Here is a 21689-nt window from a genome sequence, read left to right on the forward strand (position 1 = left end):
CTGCCGGCTACTCCGAATGCCCGCCATGGCCCTGCCCCAGCCATGCGCGTATCGCCCGGTGCAGCAACGGCAGCGGGATCATATGTCCGCCCTCGAACGGCTCATAGGTGACCGTGAACCCGCGCCGCCGCAGGTCGGGCACCGTCCTCTCTGCCGTCGCCTTCTCCGGCAGCACGCCGTCGTCCCGGCCATGGGTGATATAAATCTCCGCACCCGGCCCACGGACGATCTTCGGGATGGTGCTGGGTGCCACGATGAACAGGCGGGCGAACAGGGCGGGATTACGGATGCCCAGGTCCAGCCCGAAGGTGGCCCCGTCGGAAAAGCCCATCAGGGCGATGCGCGCCGGATCGATGGGCAACAGGGTGAATGTCTGCGCCAGCAGCCGGTTGATGCGGCCCAGGTCGGGGCCCATGCCCGGCTTCAGCCGTGACCCGGCCTGCTGCCGGATCGGGTTCAGCCAATCCCAGGTACGCCCCGCGGAATCGGGCGCCAGCAGGACGAAACCCAGCGCGTCGGCCAGCCCCAGCAACCCATGTGCAAACCACCCGCCGCCCTGCCCCGCCCCATGCAGGGCCAGCAGCAGTGGCGCCGGCCGCCCGGCCGGCACTGTCGATGGAATGTACAGCACGCCCATGTCGCTCATCCGCCGCAGGCCGTGCGCGACCGGATCGACGGGTGGCGCAACCGGCGGCCGGGCCGTCAGCTCACCTTGCAGGGCATGCGCGGGCGGGGCGGCTCCGGCCAGGGCCGGAACCGCCAGAAGACACAGCAGCCGGCGGCGCGACAGGCCGCCGATGCGATCAATGATGCCCGTGGCCGCCATGATGGCCATGGCCGTGACCACCGTCACCCTCCGGCGCCTTGATGGCGGCGATGCACAGGGCGGCCAGGACGCTGGCGGCGATGAACAGGCCGATACCCGCGAAGCTCATGATCATTCCTCCGAACCGAATTCCGCCGCACCCTAACCGTGGGCCGCACGCGGCGCAACCATCACACCACCGCGTTCAGCCAGTCGCGCATCAGGGCCGTCACCGCCTTGGGCTGTTCCAGCGGCGCCAGATGGCCACAGCGGGGCAGGATGTGCAGATGCGCCCCCGTCACCGCCGCCAATATCTCCCGCGACCGGTCGGGCGGGGTCTGGGCGTCGTCGGCACCGACGATGATCAGGGTGGGGACCTTGATATGGGGCAGGTCGGGCCGGCTGTCGGGGCGCGACAGGATGGCGGATTGCTGGCGGCAGAAGGCATCGCGCCCGACCCGCGCCGTCATGGCCAGCACCACGCCGCCAATCTCCGGCACATCCACATGGTCGGGATGCACCTGCGTGGCCAGCAGGCGCGGCGACATGCCCCGGAACTTGCCCATGTGCGCCAGCTTCAGCATGGCTTCGCGCCGCCGGCGTTGCTCCGACGTATCGGCCCGGGCCGAACTGTCGATCAGGCACAGCCGCGTCACCCGGTCCGGCGCCCGGCGCAGAATCTCGAACGCCACATAACCGCCCATGGAAAGGCCGGCCAGGGCGAAGCGGGAAGGCGCATGGTCCAGCACCGACGCCGCCAGGCCTTCGATCGTGTCCTGTCCCGTCAGGTCGGGCACCCTTATATCGGCGATATCCGACAGGTTTTCGATCTGATGGGCCCATAGCGCCCGGTCGCACAACAGGCCCGGCAACAGGAGGAGGGGCTGCCCTGCGTGCGGCGTGGGGTGCGTCATCGCCCGAAATCCTTGCTCTCAAAGGCCGAAATTGATATCGAAGGCGCGACCGTAATGCATCGTGCCCCCAATCGCCAATGCCAAGGGGCGCGGAATTGCCAGCGGTCGATCGATTATCGCCGCCGACGTCACGGTGTTTGTGTTCGACGTCGCCTCCAGAATGATGAAGGCCTAATGCTGTTCTCGGAACTTGGACTCGGGTCCGAAGTCCTTCGCGCCGTTGACGAAGTCGGTTATACCACGCCGACGCCGATCCAGGAAAAAGCCATCCCGTGGGTCCTTCAGGGCCGGGATGTGCTGGGCTGCGCCCAGACGGGCACCGGAAAGACCGCTTCTTTCACCCTGCCCATGATCGAGATTCTGGGGCGCGGCCGGGCCAAGGCCCGCATGCCCCGCTCGCTGATCCTGGAGCCGACGCGCGAACTCGCCGCCCAGGTGGCTGAGAATTTCGAGCTGTATGGCAAGTACCACAAGCTGAACATGGCGCTGCTGATCGGCGGCGAAAGCTTCGGCGACCAGATCAAGAAGCTGGAACGCGGCGTCGATGTGCTGATCGCCACGCCCGGCCGCATGATGGACCTGTTCGACCGCGGCAACATCCTGCTGACCGACATCAAGATCCTGGTGATCGACGAGGCCGACCGCATGCTCGACATGGGGTTCATCCCCGATATCGAACGCATCGTCAGTCTGCTGCCGCGCAAGCGCCAGACCCTGTTCTTCAGCGCCACCATGCCGCCGGAGATCAAGCGTCTGGCCGACAAGTTCCTGACCACCCCGGAAGAGGTGACGGTCAGCGCCCCGGCCAGCACCGCCATCACCGTGGCCCAGCATCTGCTGGTCGTGAACGAGGCGGACAAGCGCGAGGCGCTGCGCCGCGTGCTGTCCAGCGACGAGGTGAAGAACGCCTTCATCTTCTGCAATCGCAAGAAGGACATCGCCACCGTCCACGGCTCGCTGGTCAAGCATGGCTTCAATGCCGGTGCGCTGCATGGCGACATGGTGCAGTCCAAGCGGACGGAGACGCTGGAAGCGTTCAAGGCCGGCAGCATCGACCTGCTGGTCTGTTCCGACGTAGCGGCGCGCGGCATCGACATTTCCAATGTCAGCCACGTATTCAATTTCGACACGCCGCACCATTCCGAAGATTACGTGCACCGCATCGGCCGCACGGGCCGCGCCGGCAAGCTGGGTCGCGCCTTCACCATCGCCACGCCGGAAGACGGCAAGCTGGTGCAGGCCATCGAAAAGCTGATCGGCAACGAAATCCCGCGCTTCACCGTGGAGGGGCTGGCCCCCGCCGAACTGTCCTTCGACGCCGACCCGCGCCGTCGTGGCCGCGCCGCGCCGAAGAAGGAAGAGGGCCGCCGTGGCGGGCGTGAGCGTGGGGACCGTGCCCCGCGCGCCGAACGCCCCGTGCATGTGCATGTCGAGCCGGAGGCGGCCGAGGCCGCCATCGAGGCGCACCAGCACAAGCAGGAGCGTCCGGAACGCCAGGAGCGCCCCCGCAATGAACACCGGGGTGAGCCGCGGGGCGACCGTAACCGCGACCGGTCGGAAAGCCGGCTGGAGCCTCGCGCCGAGGGTCGGCCTGAGGCGCGTCCGGAAGGCCGTGGCGAGTTCCGGCGTGATGAGTACCGCCGGGACGAACATCGCCGCGACCGGGGCGACCGCCGTCCCCGCCGGGATGAGGATGATGATCGCGGCCCGCCCGTGCTCGGTTTCGGCGACGACGTGCCGGCCTTCATCCTGCGCGCCGCCCGCCCGCCCAAGGCGCCGGCGGTCGAGGTGGAGAGCCTGGAGGCCTGAGGCGCATGCAGACGATCTTCGTCCAGGTGAAATGCGAACTGGGTCGCGCCTATGACGTGGCCGACCTGGCGGTGCAGACGGTGCCGGAAGTATCGGAAGTGCATTCCATTTCCGGCCAGTACGACCTGATGATGAAATGCTTTCTGGAGGATGGCCAGGATATCGGCCATTTCGTCACGGGGCAGCTGCAGACGCTGGATGGCGTCAAGGACACGTTCACCATCATCACCTTCAAGGCGTTCAGCTGAGGCGTTCCAACAACGCCTTGGCCACCCGTTCCGCCCCCTGCCCGTCGATGCCGCCGGCCGCGATGCGCCGTGACAGGTCCTCACGCGTCGGCAGGTCGCCCCACAGCGCCAAGGCCTTGGCGCTGATACCATCCGCGGCATCCGCCCGGTCTCCCCGCGCGTCGATCACGGCTGCCCAGCCCCTGGTCCTGGCATTATCCGCCGCCGGCCCCTGATTGTCCGCCACCACGGCCAGCAGGCTGGGCACACCCAGGGCAGCCAGTTCCGCCACAGTGCCGCCGCCCGCCGTCACGGCCAGCCCGGCCGCCGCCATCAGTGTCCCCATATCCCGGCTGTCGATATGCAGCCGGACATTGCCGGGGAAGCGCCCACAGGCGGCCCGGATGCAATCCAGCGCCGGGTTGCTGCCCCCCGCCACCACATCCAGCCGCACCCCGCCCGGCAGCAGCGGTGCCAGCCGCTTGACCACCGGCACGGTCAGCCCTGCCGGGTCCGACCCGCCGAAGGTCAGCAGCATGCTGTCACGATCCGCCAGCGCCGCGCGCAGCCCCGCCGCCGCCCGCCTGATCTCCCGCCGCAGCAGCAAATAAGGCTCCCCCGCCAGCAGTTCCGCCCCCGGCGCCAGGGTCGCATAGGGCAACAAGGCCGCCGCCGGTGCCGGGTTCCAGACCAGATCGGCATGCAGCATCCGGTCGGCCAGATCATCCAGCGCCAGCACGGCGCGGAATCCCGGCCGCACCGCCGCCCGCCAGCCCGCATCCAGCCAGTAGCTGTCCACCACCAGTCCCGATGCCCCCAGCCGCCGGGCAAGATCCAGCAGTTCCGCCGGATCGTCGCCCGCCAGCCCGCGATGGTCGAAACCCTCATCTGTCAGCCGTGCCGCCAGCGCCGGCGTGATCTCCGCCGTGACGAAGACCACAACCGCCCGCTGCTCCCGCAACGCCTCGGCCAGGGCCAGGCAGCGCATGACATGACCCGTGCCCTTGGCCGGGCTGGCATCGGCGCGGATCAGGATCAGGGGCGGCGCCGCGTTGCGCGACATCAAGGCGGCTCCTGCCAGGGGGCTGTAAACTCTTCAGGGAAAATGCCTAACACCCGCCCCCGCCTCCGTCCAGCTTGGATCGGGGCCGCGCTTTATGCTCTAGTGGGGGGCAAGACATGAAGGTCAGGACAGTGCAGCCATGAAGGCCATCATCGAAGGGGTGCGGATCGCCGGTGTGCGGGCCGTGGTGCCGCGCCAGCGCCATTCCTTTGTCGAAGAACCCGGCATCTTCACGCCGGATGAGGCGCGCAAGCTGCATGCCGGCATCGGCGTCTATGAACGCCGCGTCCTGCCGCGCCCCTATTGCGCGTCCGACATGTGCCGCGCGGCGGCGGAGGGGCTTCTGGCCCAGCTGGGCTGGGACCCGGCCAGCGTCGATGTGCTGATCTTCGTCAGCCAGGATGTCGATTACGTCCTGCCCGCCACGGCGGTGGTGCTGCAGCAGCATCTGGGCCTGCCGACATCGGCCGCCTGTTTCGATGTGACGCTGGGCTGCTCCGGCTTCGTCTATGGCGTCTGGACGGCCGCGCGTCTGCTAGGCGGGTCCAGTGCCAGGCGGGCGCTGGTTCTGTGCGGCGACAATTCCACCCGCTGGCTGCGCCCCGACGACAAGGCCACCCTGCCCTTGTTCGGCGATGCCGGGTCGGCCACGGCGCTGGAGATCGACCCGGCCGCCCCGCCCATGCATGTCAGCATGGGCACCGATGGCGGCGGGGCCAAGCATATCTTCGTGAAGGCCGGTGGCAAGCGCGACTGCCTGATCCCCACCGACCCGCCCCGGTCGGAGGCGGAGATGGCGCGGCTCTACCGCGACGCCCGCCTGCACCTGAACGGGGCGGAGGTCTTCACCTTCACCCTGCGCGCCGTGCCCACCCTGCTGAAGGAGGCGATGGCCGATGGCGGGGTCACGGTGGATAGCCTGGACTATGTCGTCCCGCATCAGGCCAACAAGATGATGCTGGACCATATCCGCAAGAAGATCGGCTGCGACCCGGCCAAATACATCATCGATATGGAGAAATACGGCAATACCAGCAGCGCCTCTGTGCCGCTGGCCATCTGTTCCCGCCTGGGCGCGGAGCTGGAGGGTGGCCGTAAGAAGCTGCTGATGGCCGGGTTCGGCGTCGGCTGGTCCTGGGGCACCATCCTGGCCGATATCGGGCCTATTCCCGCCCCCACCGTGGTCGATCTGCCCGACGATTACCCGACCATGCTGGTCTGACCGCCGGCATCGGGGCTGGGCCAACATCTGTCGTCACCGGGCCTCGCCGAACTATCCCTTGCGACATTGATGGTCGGTATCTATACAATTGCGAATTAATCGCAATAACATGTGGCAGCCATCCCATGACGCCCCGGACGATCCGCGTCTGGTTCCTGGTCCATAAATGGTCCAGTCTGATCTGCACGGCCTTCCTGCTGATGCTGTGCATCACCGGGCTGCCGCTGATCTTCCATGAGGAGATCGATCATCTGACCGATGATCACCCGGCCCTGGTCGAAACCGACGCGCCCAACAAGTCCCTGGACGAGTTGATGGCCATCGCGCTGGCGTCGCGCCCCGGCGAGGTGGGGTTGTTCTTCAGTTTCGATGAGGATCGCCCCGTCGCCAACATCACCACCGGCCCGCGCCCCGACGCGCCCGGTGAGTTGATGACCACGCAATCCTTCGATATGCGCACGGGCGAGGTGGTGGGGGTCTTCACCGATGACGGGTTCATGCATTTCATGTTCCAGCTGCATGTCGACATGTTCCTGGGCCTGCCGGGCATGCTGTTCCTGGGGCTGATGGGTCTGCTGTTCTTCGTGGCCACCGTGTCGGGCGTCGTGCTCTATGCCCCCTTCATGCGCAAGCTGGCCTTCGGCACCCTGCGGACCACGCGCAGCACGCGGGTCAAGTGGCTGGACTATCACAATCTTCTGGGCATCGTGACCCTGGCCTGGGTCAGCGTCGTGGGCCTGACCGGTGTCATCAACACACTCGCCACCCCCATCGTGCAGCTGTGGCAGGCCAATGATCTGGCGGAGATGACCGCCGCTTATCACGGCCAGGATGCTGTGGCGCCCGACAAGCTGGGCTCCATTCACAAGGCCGTAGCGGCGGCACAACAGGCGGCCCCCGGCAACCGGGTGCAGTTCGTGGGCTTCCCCGGCGGCGCCTTCAGCAGCAAGCACCATTACGCTGTCTTCCTGCAGGGCGACACGCCGCTGACGGAAAAGCTGCTGACCCCGGCCCTGGTCGATGCGCAGACGGGCGAGCTGACGGCGATGCGACCCCTGCCCTGGTATGTGCAGGCGCTGCTGATGTCGCAGCCCCTGCATTTCGGGGATTATGGCGGGCTGCCCATGAAGATCCTGTGGGCCCTCCTGGACATCATCACCATCGTCATCCTGGGTTCCGGCCTGTATCTGTGGTTGGGCCGGCGCAGCACGGCGCGGGAGCCGGGTCTGGCAACGGCATCCCCGGTGCCGGAGGCCGCGGAATGAGACGGCAGAACAGGACCAGCCGGGACCGGCAGTCGCTATGGGCCGTGTTCGCGGTGCCCATCATCATCGCCATCCTCAGCACCATCGGTCTGGTCGTGGCCCTGGCGGGGGATGGCTGGCACGATATGCTGTCCTGGCTGACCCTGGGCGTGCCGGTGGCCGCCATCGCCTGGGCCATGAGGGCGCGGCGGTCGTGAATTGAAAAGGGGCGGACCTGTTCGGCTCCGCCCCTTCGACTATCAATGATCTTTCTTCTCTACCGGCCCGAAGGCCACCGGCGACTCCGCCGCCAGCCAGACGAAGCTGGCATAGGCGGCAACCGCCTGATCCAGCTTCTTGGGATCGACCTTGTCCAGCGTATCGTCGGCCGTGTGGTGGTAATCGAAATAGTCGGTGCCATCCAGGCCCAGCCCGGCCGTCGGCACGCCCTCTGCCGCCATCGGGCCGATATCGGGCCCGCCGCCGCTGGAGCCGCGGCCCGGCACGATGCCCAGCGGCGACAGGATCTTGCCGATGGCCGTAATCACCGGCTTGGCGTCGGCCCGGACATTGGCATTGAAGGTGATGACGGGGCCGGCCCCGAAATCTGCCTCCGTCCCCACCTGATGCCTGGACAACTCGGCCGCATGCTGCTTGGCATAGGCTTCGGCGCCCACCAGCCCCACCTCCTCCGCCCCGAACAGGACGAAGCGGATGGTGCGGCGCGGGGCCTGAGGCAAGGATTTCAGGATCCTGGCGGTGGCCAGCACGATGCCCACGCCAGCCCCGTCATCCAGGGCGCCGGTGCCCAGGTCCCAACTGTCCAGGTGCGCACCGATGACGACGATCTCGTCCGGCAGTTCGCGACCCTTGATCTCCGCCATGACATTGGCGTCGTTCAGCGTGCCCATGGCCTGGCTGGACAGGACCAGCTTCACGGATACCGGCTGGCCCAGCGCCAAAACCCGGTTCAGTTGGTCGGCATCGGGATTGGACAGTGCTCCCGCCGGGATGGCCGTCACGCCCTCGGCATAACGGGTGATGCCGGTGTGCGGGAACCGGTGGCTGTCGGTGCCGATGGACCGGATCAGCAGGGCCACCGCACCCTTGCGGGCTGCCGCCTCCGGCCCCTTGCCGCGCACGCCCACGGCCTCGCCATAGCCGCCGCCATCCTGCAACCGGCTCATCTTCTTGTCGACGAAGGCGATCTTGCCCTTCAGGCTGCCCTCGGGCGCTGCTTCCAGGTCCTCCAGCGTGTCGAAGCGCACAATGGGCGCCTCGATACCGTCGGGCGGCGTGGTGACGCTGTGGCCCAGGGCGCTGACATGCAGGTGATGGGCGACGGGCTTGGTGATGGACGCCATCTCCACCCCACGCTCCCAGCCATCAACGGTGAAGGGCTCCACCTTGATGTTGGTCAGGCCCAGTTCCTTGAACCGCGCCTCCGCCCATTGGTGGCTGAGCTTGGCAGCGGGCGATCCGGCCAGACGCGGCCCCACCCGCACCGTCAGCGATTCGACGAAACCGAAAGCACCCGAACCGGCCAGGGCCTTGCCCTGGATGTCCGTGGCGATCTTTACGGCGGCGGGGGGCAGCACGGGGGTATCGGCGGCAAGGGCTGGCCTACCCAGGGCCAGCAGCGCCACACCGGCGGCCAACAGGAAACCGAAACGCTTCAAGGCACGCGCTCCTTCACGCAAAACGGCCGGCAACCCGGCTGCATGCGTGACAAGGTAACCCAGGCCGCAACGGTTCGGAAAAAGCTGAATTGTAACAGACACAAATCGGACACCCCCTTCGGGTCGGGGCGATATCCATGCCATGACCTTCTGGATAGTGCCCAAATACCCCTCACAAAAACGCTTGACGCCCATGTGTGATCGGAGCAACATCAAATCGTAACAAAGATACGGAGGGTGATTTTGAAGATCCAAACGCCTCCTTCGCAGTGGGCGGCCCAGTAGAAAAGGCGATCGACTGCGTTCCGTAGCCTGGGAGGGTGTGTAGAAACATGGACCCACCGCAGCAGGATTTTGCGATTACTTGAAATATCGCAGCAACCATCCCGAACCCACAGCTTGACATAGGTCCTTGTGGTTTCGGTATTTAAGGGAACCCCCGTAGGCGCATCCAGCTACGGGGGTTTTCTTTTGCCCGCCCGCCACCCCGTCCGCCAGGGGTGGGACATCACGGCGCTTTGGCCGTGGACCGGAAGCGGTTATGCAGAAGATGGCGACGGCCAAGCCGGACAAGCCATCAACGACAGACCGACCGGACGGGAAGAGAACCATGAATTTGAACAAGGATATCGCCGCCATCGTGACCGGCGCCGCCTCCGGCCTGGGCGAGGCGACGGCCCGCGCCCTGGCCGCCACGGGCGTGCGCGTGGCACTATTCGACCTGAATGCCGAGCGCGGCACACAGGTGGCGGCAGAGATTGGCGGCCTGTTTGTGCCCGTGGACGTGACCAGCGAGGAGAGCGTGGCCACGGCCTTTGCCACCGCACGCGCCGCCCATGGCCAGGAGCGCATCCTGGTCAACTGCGCCGGCATCGTGGCCGGGGCCAAGACCGTGGGCCGCAACCGCGAGACGGGTGCCGCGATCGGCCATTCCCTGGCCCTGTTCGAAAAGGTGATCCAGGTCAACCTGATCGGCACTTTCCGCTGCATCGTGGCCGCCGCCACCGGCATGGCCGGGGCGGAACCGCTGGAGGATGGAGAGCGCGGGGTGATCATCAACACCGCGTCGGTGGCCGCCACCGACGGGCAGATGGGTCAGGCTGCCTATACGGCATCCAAGGCCGGCATCCTGGGCATCAGCCTGCCCGTGGCCCGCGATCTGGCGGCCGAAGGCATCCGCATCAATGCCATTCTGCCCGGCATCATGGAAACCCCGATGATGGCCGGCATGGCCGACAATGTCCGGGCCAGCCTGTCCGCCTCCGTCCCCTTCCCCAAGCGTCTGGGCCGCCCGGCCGAATATGCCAGCCTGGCGTTGGAGATCTGCCGCAATTCCTATCTGAACGCCGAAAGCTTCCGCCTGGACGGTGCCATCCGTCTGGCGCCGCGCTGACCATCCGGGGCGGGGACATACCCCCCGCCCCATTTACCCGCAGGTGCGCGATGCCCATCGCCTTGGACACGCTGGCCGCCTTCATCGTCACGGCCGTGCTGCTGGCCTTCGCGCCGGGGCCGGACAATCTCTTCGTGCTGACCCAGTCGGCCCTGAAGGGACCGTGGAAGGGCGTGATGGTGACACTGGGCCTCTGTACCGGCCTGATCGCCCACACCACCGCCGTGGCCCTGGGCGTGGCCGTGATCTTCCAGACATCGCACCTGGCCTTCACCGCCCTGAAAGTGGTTGGCGCCCTCTATCTGCTCTATCTGGCCTGGGGCGCCTGGCGCGCGGGGCCAGAGAACCTGTCGGACGGGGCGGATGCGCGCGGCGCGTATGGCAAGCTCTATCTGCGCGGCATCATCATGAATGTCACCAACCCTAAGGTGGCCATCTTCTTCCTGGCCTTCCTGCCGCAATTCACCGATCCGGGGCGCGGCAGTCTGGTGGTGCAGATGTTCGTGCTGGGCGGGGTGTTCATGGCCTGCGCCCTGGTGGCCTTCTCCTCCATCGCCTTTGCCGCGGGCGGCATCAGCCGCTGGCTGCGCGCGTCGGACCGGGGGCAGGTGCTGCTGAACCGTATCGCCGCCCTGGTCTTTGTGGGCCTGGCCGTGAAGCTGGCCACCGCACAGCGATAGGGGGGCGGCCGCAGGGACCGCCCCCCTTATCGGTTCCTACTTCCGCGCATCCAGCTTGCCGGACAGCGACAGGGTGAAATAGGCACCCTGATACTTGTAATGGGGTGTCACGCTCATCTGCACGCGGAACCAGCCGGGTTCGCCCTCCACATCCGTCACATCGATGCGGGCATTGCGCAGCGGGCGGCGGGCCACAATCTCGGCCGACGGATTGTCATGCGCCGATACATACTGCATCAGCCATTTCTTCAACTCGTTCTCCAGCGCCGTGCGATCGGTCACCTTGCCCACCGCCTCGCGCTGGATGACCTTGATGTAATGGGCCAGCCGGTTGATGATCAGCATATAGGGCAGCTGGGTGGAGAGCTTGTAATTGAATTCCGCCTGCTTGCCCTCGTCTGAGATGCCGAAGAATTTCGGCTTCTGCACCGACTGGGCGGAGAAGAACACGGCATTGTCGCTGTCCTTGCGCATGACCAGGGCGGCAAAGCCGGCCTCGGCCAGTTCCAGCTCCCGGCGCTCGGACAGCAGGATTTCCGTGGGCACCATGTTCCGGTGCCGCCCGGCATGCTGATAGGTGTGCAGCGGCAGATTATCGACCGTGCCGCCGGCGCGCGGGCCGATGATGTTGGAACACCAGCCGGACTTGGCAAAACTGTCGGTCATGCGCGAGGCAAATGCGAAGGCCGTATTGCCCCACAGATAATCTTCGCTCTTGCCCGCCGCCGCCTCGGTGAAGGCGAAGCTCTTGACCGGCAGCGTCTCCGGCCCATAGGGCAGGCGCAGCATGAAACGCGGCGCCGTCAGCGCGACATAGCGCGCATCCTCGCTCTCGCGGAAGGCGTTCCACTTGTCGAAGGGTGCGCCGGACATGATGTCCTTCACATCCTGCCGGTGCTCCAGCTCCGTATAACTGTCCAGACCGAACATCTGCGGCGCGGCCGCGGCGATGAAGGGGGCGTGCGATACGGCGGCAACGCGGGCCATATCCTGGAGCAGCTTGATATCATTCGACTTATGCGAGAAGTCGAAATTGCCGACAATGGCACCGTAGGGCTTGCCACCCAGCGTCCCCAGATCGGCGCTGTAGATGCGACGGTATAGGGTGGATTTGGTGAATTCCGGCGCGTCCTCGAAATCGTCGGCCAGTTCCTCCTTGGTAGCGTTCAGCACCTCGATACAGATATTCTGACGAAAGTCAGTGCGGTCGACCAGGAACTTCAGGCTGCGCCAGGCCGATTCCAGGGACTGAAAATCCTGGTGATGCAGGATCTCGTTCATCTGGGCGCTGATCTTGGCATCGATGCCGGCGATCAGCGCGTCGATGGCCTTGCCGTTGATCTTCGGCTCCTCCTTGGTGGGCTTCAGCATCTCGGCGATGAAGGCAGCCACGCCCTGGCGGGCCTTGCCCACCAGGTCATCCTCCAGGCGCGGCTTGATCGGGTCCAGGATGCTGTCGAGGATGGAGGTCTCCCCGACAAGCGCGGTGCCGGCCGACGGGGATTCTTGCAGATCGGTCATGGTATGCGTCCTTCAAGCTGGCGGGGGCTCAGGAATTGGCGGGGCCGGAAAACAGCTCCAGTTCCTTCAGCAGGCTTTCGCGCTTGCCGGGATTGCCGATGACTTCCTGGATGGCCTTGCGGAAGGCGGGCACATCACCCAGCGGGCCCTTCAGCATCAACAGCGCCTTGCGCAGCTCCAGCAACTGGCGCAGTTCCGGCACGTTCTCGGCGATGCGGTCGGGTTCGAAATCGCGGATCGTCTCGAACTTCAGGCCCACGGGCAGTTCGTCCTGCGATCCGCCCTCGACCAGCTTGTTGGTGACCTTGAGATCCAGCGACAGCTCCATGGCGGCCAGGACATGGTTGAAATTGTCCTTGTTGACATTCTCCGGCACGCGGCGGTTCAGGGGTACCTCGTCCTCCCGCCGCTTGAAATCGCCCAGGACCAGCAGTTTCAGCGGCAGTTCCTGTTCCTCCACCGCATCGCCGGTGGCCGCCTTGTAGGTGATGTTGACGCGTTCCTTGGGTGTGACGGTGACATCCGATGACATGGCTGCGTCTCCTCTCTTGGCAAAGAATGATCAGATCTTCCCGAACTCCAGGGCTGCCGCCGGATCGACCCGGAACAAGCGGCCGCGATGCGACAGCAGCCCCGCCCGGCGGTCCAGGTCGGACCGGACCTTGGCGGCGTCGGCATGGGTCAGGCACTGGCAGGCCAGCCGGTGCAGTTCGGCGACCAAGGCCGGTTCCCATTCGGCCAGGTCCAGCCGCGCCGCCTCCGCCGCCATCTCCTCCACCATGGGCAGGACGGGCCCGATCATGCCGTTCTCGAACCCGAAGCGGGCCTGGGCCAGCTGGCGGCGGAACCGCTCGCGCCCCCCACCGCCTCCCGTTCCGGCCGTAAACAGGGCCAGAGCCCCCTTGACATCGCCCTTGGCACGAAGCTGGGCAGCAGCCGACAGCAGATCGGCCACGGGATCGGCCGCCGCCGCAGACGACGTGCCGCCCATGAATTCCGCCAGCCAGGCCTGGGTCTCCGCGTCCGCCACCGGCGCGCCATCGGAAAAGCGCGCCTTGGGCAGGTCGGGCAGGCGCACCAGCAAGGCGGCCACAGCACCGCGCACGGCCCGGCGCGCCGCCTCATGCTTTTCCCCCAGCCCGCGCAGGCCCAGGTCGGTATAGCGGTGCAGGTCCAGCCAGAGATGGCGTTGCACCAGGGTCGTTTCCGCCTGGTTCACCAGTTCGGCAAACTGGCCGGCGGCCACCAGGGTGGCGAATGTCGCCCTGGTGGCCGCCGCAGGTCCGGTCACATCCAGCTTGCCATCCTTCAGCACAAGCTGGTCATAGCTGAGCCACTCGGAAAACCGCAGCAGCAAGTAGGAGCGGGCATCGGATAGATTGGCGGCGCGCAGCTTCGCGGTCTCCTCCCGCACCCAACCCGTCAGGCTGGACAGGTCCACCGGGCGCGGCGGGGGCGGCGGTGGGGGTGGAGATTGCTGGACCACCGCTGCCACCGTCGATGGCGTGGATTGCACCTCCGCAACCGGGTCCGCCTTCTTCGCCGCCTGCGTGTCGGCAGCGGGCTCACTGCTGACGATCTCCTCCGTCTCGGCGGCTTGGGTTTCGGCTGCCTTCTCCGCCGGCTTGGTCGGCGCCAGCACGGCCAGCTTGGCCCGGTATTCGCGCAGCTGGCTCCAGAGCGGGTCCAGCCCGCCATCGCCATCGCGTGCCCGTTCCCGCAGCGCGTCGCCGGCCTTCGCCTCCAGTTGCGCGCGCAGGCTGGCCAGCTGGTCGGACAATTCGGCGGCGGCGGTGATATCATCCGCCGACAGGGTGGCATGCTGGATGACCAGGGCCGCCCGCTCGCCCACCATGGAAATGGCGGACAGGCGGGGCGGCACGCGCTTGGGATAAAGCCCGTCCCAGAAATCGCGGACCAGCCCCTCAAGGATGGCTAGTCCTACGGCCAGCCCGCGATGGCGCTCCGTATAGAGCAGGGCCAGGGCCAGATAGCTGGCCAGCCGCAGGTCCTTCGACTTCTTTTCCAGCAGCCTCAGGCTGTTGGTCCGCACCAGCCGCCAGTCGATAGCCCCGGCCCCGACCGACCCCAGGCGATCGATTTCGGCCTGTACGGCCTCGTACAGGGGATCGCTGCGGCAATCCTCCCCCGTCCCGTTGGGCGGGATCGGGATCAGGGCAGCGGCGAGGCGCTTGTCGTCAACCGGACCAGGCATCGGACACCCTCCTGGTCAGAACAGCAGGAACGGATCGATGGATGCCGACAGCAAGACGCCGGCCAGCGCCCCGAGGGAAACGGGCTCCGGCTCCGGCGGGGGTGCCGCGGCGGGTGCGGTCAGCCCCAGCACGCCATTGGCCGTGGTGAAGCGCTCAGCGGCGAATTCACCCGTCAGACGGATGACAAGGTCGGCGCCGCCGGTCTGGTCGACCCCCAGATGCACGAGGGTGAAGCCGTTCGCCGCGGCGACCTGCACCTGCCCCGCCATCAGCCCTGTGCCGTTTCCGGCCGTGACGGCACCCGTCATCACCAGATCCTGTACGCGGATCACATCGCCGACGGCAAAGTCGGTGATCAGGTCGGCGGACGCGGCGTAGCTGTCGCCCGTGGCGTACAGGAACGTGTCGTTGCCGTCCCCGCCCGTCAGCGTGTCGCCGGCCACGCCGCCTTGCAGCGTGTCATCGCCCCCACCACCATCCAGACTGTCGGCGGCACCGCTGGCCACCACCTGACCGTTGCGCACATTGAAGATATAGACGCCGACCCGATCAGTCGCACCCTGGGTTCCCGGGGTTGCCGCCACACTGTCGATATCCAGGATGCCGGCGGTCGACGAAACCGGAATCTCATAGGAAGTGCCGGTACCAGACGAGAACCCGGCCCGCGCGTGCAGCCCATTGCTGAGGCTGCCATAGGACCAGTTCACCGCCTCGTAACGGAAGATGATGTCGAAATCACCGCTGCCGCGGTCAACCAGCTGCAGCTGGAAAGCATTGGTCGGGTTGCGCCCGGCGGGAAAGGCCCCGACATCGTCCCAGGTGACGGTCAAGACCCCATTGGCGGTGTCCAGATCGTAATAGACGCTGTTCGATCCGGTGGAGGTGCCGCCCGGCGTCACCGTCGCGCCCACCCCTCCCTCCGTATCCACGTCGGCCCAGAAGGGCGCGATGATGGGGAAGCTCAGATTGGTACCGATCGGCAACGGCGTGAATGTCGACAGCGGCTGGGTAAAGGTGATGTTGCCATTGGTATTGACGTAGAGCGACTGGCGCTGCGCCCCGAAGAAGTTCAGGCCGCCATCGCCAAAGATCGACCGGATGTCGATGGAGGTGGAGGAGCCGTCGTCGTTGGGACTCAATCCGGCCTCCCCGAACCCGGCAGTCCCGCCCAGGCCGTTGACCAGGCTGCTGCCCGCCGTCGTCAGATAGGCCTGGCTCGTCGTCGTCAGCTGCCGGGACCCGTCATTGCCAACCTCCCCCGGCTCGCGCCCCGGATCGCCGCGCAACAGGTCGTTGCCGCTGCCGCCCGACAGCGTGTCGGCGAAGCGGCCGCCGGTGACATGGTCATCGATGAAGCTGCCCAGCACCTGCACGCCCTCGGTGGCGGCGATGGCATCGACGGTAATCAGGCCGCCCGCCTCAAGAAAACTGCCGCCAAATCCGACCTGCTGCAAATCCAGCGTCCCGGCGGAAAGACTGGTCCGCACATTGTAGGCACCAGCCTGCGTGCCCGAAATACTAAGGGATTGCTGCTCCAGAAGGCTGCTGTCAATCCAGAGATCGCCGCTGGCAAAACGCAGTATCAGTTCCTCGACCGCCGTCAGCTGACCCGCGCCCAGCCTTATCCCTGACACGTCCAGGTAAAGCTGGTCCCTGTCCTCCCCGCCATCGATGCGATCACCCGTCTCGTCACCGGCTGCAGCGATGAAGAACAGATCACGCCCGGCACCGCCGGACAAGCTGTCAGCTCCGGCGCCGCCGGTCAGCGCATCGTTACCGTTACCCCCGGTCAGGCTGTCATTGCCGGCCCCGCCGGACAGATCGTCATCGCCAGCCCCGCCGGACAGCGTGTCATTTCCGGCGGCACCCAGCACAAAGTCGCGAATGGAACTGCCCACCACTTCAACACCCGACGCCGTGGGAAGGATGTCGACCCCGATAATATCGCCTCTTTGCTGGAAACCTGCCCCGAATGTCAGTGAAGACAAATCCAGGCGACCTGACGACAGCGAAGTCCGGATCGTCTCGCTGCCGGCCTCCGTGCCCTCGATGGCCAGCAACTGGCCGTTCAGCAGGGATGCATCCAGGCCAGCCGAGGTACCCGCCTGCGTCAGGACCAGCCTTTCGATGCCGGCCAACTGTCCACCAGCCAGGGCAAGGCGGTTTCCATCCACCCGCACCGTGTCGGCGCCGGCCCCGCCATTGTACCAGTCACCCGTCTCATGCCCCGCGGCGGCGATGATGAACAGGTCGTTGCCCGGCCCGCCGGCCAAGGTGTCACCGCCGCCGCCGCCTGTGATGACATCGTCGATGGCACTGCCCGTGATCGACAGGGCGGCGGTGGCCGACCCGCCATTCACGGTGATCCGGTCACCGGCATCGGCCAGCCCGTCCCCGATGAAGCCGGCCCGGCCCAGATCCAGCACGGTGCGCCCGCCCATCTGGATGGTAAAGCCTTCGCCCGAACCCGCCACACCCATAAAGGCGACAAGGGCGGCAGCCTGATCGGCGGTCAGGGTGACGCCCCCGCCCGCCACCGTCTGTACCAGACGCTCGATGCCCGTCAGGCTGGTCGCCGTCAGGGACAGGCCCGCCGCCTCCAGGCGCAGCGCGTCGGTGCCATCCCCGCCCGACAGGCTGGCACCCGCCAGCACCGCCTGTTCGCGCCCGACAAAGCTGTCATCCCCCCCTTCGCCCCGCAGATCATCGCCGCCGGCCGTCAGGTTCAGCGTGTCATTGCCGGCCCCGGCCAGGATCACGTCGCGGCCCGACCCGCCGGTGAAACTGTCGCTGCCTGCAAAGGCGGCGCGGTCCAGACCGAACGGATCAGCACCCGGCGCGGACAGGGCGATGGCCTGGCCGAAATCCAGTGTCAGTCCCGCCATGCGGTGCAGCAGGGTTCCCGTGGCGCTGCCGGCAAACACCTCGATCTGGGTAATGCTGCCCGTGGGGGCCCCGGAACTGGTAAAGTCGAAATCGCCGGTGAAGACATGGGTCGTGCCGTCCGGCAACTGCGTGACCAGCCGCCCCCTTTCAAAGGACACGAAGGCAGCCGGGGCCGGCTGGACAGCGGCCATGTTGATGGAACCGGACGAGATGGTGACAGTGGACATGGTCGGGGTCTCCCCACGCTGAAACGGCTTAACGGGTGCGGTGCGAACGCCGGAGAGGGATCAGAATTCCATCCGGGCGCTGACCAGCACGGTCTGGCTGTCGAATTCGCTGCGGGCGAACAGGCGGCTATATTCCACCGTCATCCTGGCACCCGGCGTCAGGCCGAAGCCGAAACCGGCCGAGGCCAGCAGGTCGGACCGCTCGCGCGGCCGGATCCGCTCCCCCGTCTGGGTGTCGTCGGACAGATGGAAGTCATACTGATAGGTCAGGCTGGCCATGGGCTCGAACCCCGCCGTGCCGTCGGCCGCAAGGGTCGGGTTGCCATTGACCCTCAGACCTGCCGTTACGCGGCCCACCTTGTTGGTGCCGCTGTCGATGCGCTGGCCGGCACTGTCCACCGACGCCTTCTGCTTCTCCACGGTCCATGACAGGCCGCCAACGGCCGCAACGCTGACGCTGTCTCCCGTCCAGCTTGCAGGGGCATAACCGGTCAGGTTGGTGAAGGCGGTGAAACGATTGGCATCGAAATCGCGGCGGATGGCGGCGGCGCCCGCCCGCACCCGCTCCGCCCGGTCATAATTCAGCCGCGTATAGCCCAGGCCCGCATCCAGGGTGACATCGTCGTTCAACAGCACGCCAACATAGGGTGTGATGGACAACCCGTCGCCGATCAGGGAACCGTTGTTGAAATCCGTGTCCAGGTCGATCCGCTCGTAACCAAAGGACACACCCGTGACGACGCCGTCCTGCACCCGGTCCACGCCCAGCAGAGGGGCATAGACCCGGCCATCATAGCGCGAGGCTGCGAAATCATCCTCCAGCCAGGACAGCGAGGCATTGGCCCAGCCGGTCCATTGCGCGGCACCGGCCGTGCCAACCGTTCCGCCAGCGCTCCCGGTCGCTTCCGCGAACAGCATGTCGGGCGTCACTTCCAACGAAGCCAGCTGGATCGGGATCATCGCTGTCTGCTTCGGCGTCTGCCCCCCGACGCGCGGCCGCGACGGGCGGATAGCATCAGAAACGCGGGCACTGATGGTCGTGGTCACCACCTGGATCGTCGTGGTCAGGCTGTTCTGCGTGACCGTCTGATCGCTGACATTGTTGCGGGGAATTTCCGGCAGGGGCGGGATCAGCTGCGCCTGCGCGCCCGTCGCCCATCCCCCTGCCAACAGGCCCGCGCACAAGGCGGACCGCATCCAGCACTGCCCCATCTATCCCTCCAATGAAGGTCCGGAATATCGCTTTTCTTGAATCCAGGTCCGCCATGAGCAGGCGGCCATTTTGGCATTGCAGGTTTCTTAAAGGTCGGAATCGATATCAGTCAATAATAAGTTAAAAATTTCATGTATTTCTAAGTTTCGTTCCTATAATTGTATTCAATAATACGCGGAATATTTTGTTAGTAAATCATCAAGTATATGAAACTTGTACATATAATATAAATTTTAAATCTTACCATGAAAATCTTGATCATTGTCGTAGTTAAAACTACATTAATCTTGTATTCAATGAATTTAAATGCTGTCATTGAATATAAAATATATACAAAATGTTGAATCCTCCTATTCTCGGCAATTTACATTGTTAATACACAACCATATCAATTTATTCTACTAATCTTCCGATGACACTTATATTCATGATCCGCTGCTGTTCATCGCATATAGAACATTTGCCCTGAATGCTGTTGACTCGCCAATTCGCGAACCTTAGGAATCAGGCCTCGCCATCTGCACACGCTTATGGCGTGGTTGATCATAGAATTCTGGTCAAGCTGGACGCCAGCCACAGTTTTAGAGAGATTTTCTGAAATCAAACTCGTCACAAATGCCGGAGGGCCATCCCGATGAACCGATTGGCGATCCTGTCCATGGCCATGGCCATGGCTACCGCGATTCTCTGTGTGGGCGCTCCATCCCATGCGCAGCAGGACAAGATCATGGAGACGGACGATATCGTCCAGGGACTGCTGCCGCCACCAGCGGACGCGCCCGCCAAAATGTCGGGCATCCGCAAACGGGGGGTGGAGATCACCGGGCCGGCCACGCCCCGACCGGAAGCGGCCGCCGCCGCCAAGATCGTCCTGCAGGTGGCGTTCGAGCATAATAGCGACCGGTTGACCGGCCCGGCGCGCCAGCAACTGGACGCCCTGGTCAAGGCGCTGAATAACAATCAGCTCCAGCAATACAGTTTCGAAATCTCCGGCCATACCAACATGGGGGGCAGCGCCGCATACAATCAAAGCCTGTCCCAGCGGCGGGCCGATAGCGTGGTCGCCTATCTGACCGGTCATTCGGTCGACCGCAGCCGCCTGCGGCCTGTCGGCAAGGGCTTCAACGAACTGCTCAATCCGGGGGACCCGTACGCCGCGGGCAACCGGCGTGTGGAGGTCCGCACGCTGTTGCCCTGATCCGCCGATGCGCTGCCCCCTTTTCATCTGCCTGCTGGTGCTGTCGGGATCGTTGTTCCCGGTCGGCCCGGGCATTGCCGCCGCCCCCGACGCGCCGGAGCCGCTGCAATGCCCGCCGGCCCTGGCCGGCGACGGGCAGGCCAGCTGCGGCATCGTGCGCCTGCCGGCCGGCACCGATGGGCCGGCGCCGGCGCAGGAGATATTCTTTGCCCGGCTGGAGGGCGGACCAGGGGCGCCGATGCTGCTGATCCCGGGCGGACCGGGCATGTCCGCATCGGTGGATCTCGCGGTCTGGCGCGACCGGCTGGCCCGCTGGCGGCTGGCCCGCACCATCATCCTTTTCGACCCGCGCGGCACCGGCCTGTCCCTGCCATCGCTGGATTGCCCCGCCATCCGCAGCGCCCTGGACCTGGACCGTGAGCGGATCGACGATTGCCGCAAGCGGCTGGATCAGGCCGGCGCCGCCCCCGCTGCCCTGTCCAGTGCGGTGCTGGCCCGCGACATCACCCGGCTGCGGAAGGCTTTGGGGATCGAGCACTGGTTCCTTTACGGCATCTCCCACGGCACCCGCCTGGCGCTGCTGGCGGCGCAGGATGATCCCGACCATGTTGCGGGACTGGTGCTGGACAGTTTGCGCCCACCCTGGCGCCCCTTCTATGACGACAGGCTGGCGGCGGGGCGCGCCGCGATCATGGCCGCACTGGTGGATGATTGCCGCCGTTCTGCCGATTGCCAGCGCCATTACCCACGGCTGGGTATGGCGCTGGCAATCCTGTTCCCGGACTGGCCCCGCACCTCTCCCCCGGTGCAGGCCGGCGCCGTCACGGCGCTGATGAGCGCACCCGACACCCGCAATCTGGCGCCCGCCGCCGCAACAGCGCTGGCTGATGGCGGTGATCCCGCCCTGGTCGCTGCCCTGGATGCGATGCAGGCGCCGACACGAATAGCACTCGGTCACCATCTGGCGCTGACCTGCCGCGAAGACATGCCCGGACCGGGCGACGCGCCGCAATCCTTGTCGCACCGGCTGCCGTACATGGCGATGTGTGCCGCCTGGGGAGCCGTACCGGAACCGGCGGTGGAGCCCGCCATGCCGTCAGGCCTGCCGGTACTGGTCCTCGCCGGATCATGGGACGCCGTGACCCCGCCCGATCCGGGCGGGGTGGCAAGCCACCTGCCGGGCGCCCTGTTCGTGCCGGTGGCCGGGGCGGGGCACGATGTCCTGTCCACGTCCGCTTGCGCCAATGACCTGGTGCAGCGCTTCCTGGCGGCACCTGCCACCGTCAGGCGGTCCAGTTGCACAGGCGGTGCTGCACCGGCGCCGCCTGTGCCAGGGCCGGCCGAAGCAAGGCGCGCGCTGCTGACCCTGGCGGGGATGGCCGGATGAGATCC

The 21689-nt window shown here is 66.0% G+C and carries 19 protein-coding genes; 9 read left to right on the forward strand and 10 right to left on the reverse strand.

What is annotated here, in order from left to right; all coding sequences use genetic code 11:
- Positions 1-7 precede the first annotated feature (7 nt).
- The 3 genes from AC1Q7F_RS11485 to AC1Q7F_RS11495 all read right to left on the reverse strand — a co-directional run bounded on the left by AC1Q7F_RS11485 (position 8) and on the right by AC1Q7F_RS11495 (position 1719).
- A complete protein-coding gene (locus tag AC1Q7F_RS11485; protein ID WP_492506831.1) occupies positions 8-847 on the reverse strand; it encodes an alpha/beta hydrolase in 840 nt (279 codons plus the stop codon).
- Positions 804-935, reverse strand: coding sequence for a hypothetical protein (locus AC1Q7F_RS11490; protein WP_492506833.1), 132 nt, complete (start codon positions 933-935; stop codon positions 804-806). The genes AC1Q7F_RS11485 and AC1Q7F_RS11490 overlap by 44 nt, the downstream gene beginning before the upstream one ends.
- Positions 936-996: 61 nt before the next feature.
- Positions 997-1719: an alpha/beta fold hydrolase gene (locus tag AC1Q7F_RS11495; RefSeq protein ID WP_492506835.1), complete on the reverse strand. Its 723-nt coding sequence runs from the start codon at positions 1717-1719 to the stop codon at positions 997-999.
- A 174-nt stretch (positions 1720-1893) separates the two neighbouring features.
- Here AC1Q7F_RS11495 and AC1Q7F_RS11500 point away from each other — a divergent pair, with 174 nt between their 5' ends.
- Positions 1894-3528 (forward strand): DEAD/DEAH box helicase, encoded by a 1635-nt coding sequence (locus tag AC1Q7F_RS11500; protein ID WP_492506837.1) that lies wholly within the window; start codon positions 1894-1896, stop codon positions 3526-3528.
- A 5-nt stretch (positions 3529-3533) separates the two neighbouring features.
- On the forward strand, positions 3534-3776 hold the full coding sequence (locus AC1Q7F_RS11505) for an Lrp/AsnC ligand binding domain-containing protein (protein WP_492506839.1): 243 nt from the start codon (positions 3534-3536) through the stop codon (positions 3774-3776).
- Here the strand turns inward: AC1Q7F_RS11505 and pseG are convergent.
- Positions 3769-4818 (reverse strand): UDP-2,4-diacetamido-2,4,6-trideoxy-beta-L-altropyranose hydrolase, encoded by a 1050-nt coding sequence (gene pseG, locus AC1Q7F_RS11510; RefSeq protein WP_492506841.1) that lies wholly within the window; start codon positions 4816-4818, stop codon positions 3769-3771. The two genes, AC1Q7F_RS11505 and pseG, sit on opposite strands and share 8 nt — an antisense overlap.
- A gap of 139 nt (positions 4819-4957) precedes the next feature.
- Between pseG and AC1Q7F_RS11515 the strand changes: the two genes are divergently transcribed.
- The 3 genes from AC1Q7F_RS11515 (at position 4958) to AC1Q7F_RS11525 (ending at position 7502) form a co-directional block, all read left to right on the forward strand.
- Entirely contained in the window at positions 4958-6040 is a 1083-nt protein-coding gene (locus AC1Q7F_RS11515; protein ID WP_492506843.1) for a 3-oxoacyl-ACP synthase III family protein, read from the forward strand.
- 125 nt (positions 6041-6165) lie between these two features.
- Positions 6166-7305 carry a PepSY-associated TM helix domain-containing protein gene (locus tag AC1Q7F_RS11520; RefSeq protein WP_492506845.1) on the forward strand — a complete coding sequence of 380 codons (1140 nt, stop codon included), beginning with the start codon at positions 6166-6168 and terminating at the stop codon, positions 7303-7305.
- Positions 7302-7502 (forward strand): hypothetical protein, encoded by a 201-nt coding sequence (locus tag AC1Q7F_RS11525; RefSeq protein WP_492506847.1) that lies wholly within the window; start codon positions 7302-7304, stop codon positions 7500-7502. The genes AC1Q7F_RS11520 and AC1Q7F_RS11525 overlap by 4 nt, the downstream gene beginning before the upstream one ends.
- 42 nt (positions 7503-7544) lie before the next feature.
- Here AC1Q7F_RS11525 and AC1Q7F_RS11530 read toward each other — a convergent pair whose 3' ends face one another.
- Positions 7545-8963 carry a M20/M25/M40 family metallo-hydrolase gene (locus tag AC1Q7F_RS11530; protein ID WP_492506849.1) on the reverse strand — a complete coding sequence of 473 codons (1419 nt, stop codon included), beginning with the start codon at positions 8961-8963 and terminating at the stop codon, positions 7545-7547.
- 610 nt (positions 8964-9573) lie between these two features.
- On the opposite strand from AC1Q7F_RS11530, the gene AC1Q7F_RS11535 reads away from it, so the two are divergent.
- Together AC1Q7F_RS11535 and AC1Q7F_RS11540 are read left to right on the forward strand one after the other, a co-directional pair.
- Positions 9574-10356, forward strand: coding sequence for an SDR family NAD(P)-dependent oxidoreductase (locus AC1Q7F_RS11535; protein ID WP_492506851.1), 783 nt, complete (start codon positions 9574-9576; stop codon positions 10354-10356).
- Positions 10357-10406: 50 nt separating this feature from the next.
- Positions 10407-11036: a LysE family translocator gene (locus AC1Q7F_RS11540; protein ID WP_492506853.1), complete on the forward strand. Its 630-nt coding sequence runs from the start codon at positions 10407-10409 to the stop codon at positions 11034-11036.
- Between the two features lie 36 nt (positions 11037-11072).
- On the opposite strand, the gene tssC is transcribed toward AC1Q7F_RS11540, so the two are convergent.
- The 5 genes from tssC to AC1Q7F_RS11565 are packed head-to-tail and all read right to left on the reverse strand — an operon-like array spanning position 11073 to position 19098.
- Entirely contained in the window at positions 11073-12557 is a 1485-nt protein-coding gene (gene tssC / locus AC1Q7F_RS11545; protein WP_492506855.1) for a type VI secretion system contractile sheath large subunit, read from the reverse strand.
- A gap of 28 nt (positions 12558-12585) precedes the next feature.
- The gene (gene tssB / locus AC1Q7F_RS11550) at positions 12586-13089 is read right to left on the reverse strand and encodes a type VI secretion system contractile sheath small subunit (protein ID WP_492506857.1); all 504 of its coding nucleotides are present in this window, start codon (positions 13087-13089) and stop codon (positions 12586-12588) included.
- Between the two features lie 30 nt (positions 13090-13119).
- Positions 13120-14772 (reverse strand): type VI secretion system protein TssA, encoded by a 1653-nt coding sequence (gene tssA / locus AC1Q7F_RS11555; RefSeq protein WP_492506859.1) that lies wholly within the window; start codon positions 14770-14772, stop codon positions 13120-13122.
- 15 nt (positions 14773-14787) lie between these two features.
- Positions 14788-17886 (reverse strand): beta strand repeat-containing protein, encoded by a 3099-nt coding sequence (locus AC1Q7F_RS11560; protein WP_492506861.1) that lies wholly within the window; start codon positions 17884-17886, stop codon positions 14788-14790.
- A 60-nt stretch (positions 17887-17946) separates the two neighbouring features.
- The gene (locus AC1Q7F_RS11565; protein WP_492506863.1) at positions 17947-19098 is read right to left on the reverse strand and encodes an autotransporter outer membrane beta-barrel domain-containing protein; all 1152 of its coding nucleotides are present in this window, start codon (positions 19096-19098) and stop codon (positions 17947-17949) included.
- Between the two features lie 635 nt (positions 19099-19733).
- On the opposite strand from AC1Q7F_RS11565, the gene AC1Q7F_RS11570 reads away from it, so the two are divergent.
- Both AC1Q7F_RS11570 and AC1Q7F_RS11575 read left to right on the forward strand, forming a co-directional pair.
- Positions 19734-20297, forward strand: a complete 564-nt coding sequence (locus AC1Q7F_RS11570; protein ID WP_492506865.1) for an OmpA family protein — start codon at positions 19734-19736, stop codon at positions 20295-20297.
- A 7-nt stretch (positions 20298-20304) separates the two neighbouring features.
- A complete protein-coding gene (locus AC1Q7F_RS11575; RefSeq protein WP_492506867.1) occupies positions 20305-21684 on the forward strand; it encodes an alpha/beta hydrolase in 1380 nt (459 codons plus the stop codon).
- Positions 21685-21689 lie beyond the last annotated feature (5 nt).

It is taken from the genome of Niveispirillum sp. GW835-FHT14G11, from assembly GCF_058793615.1.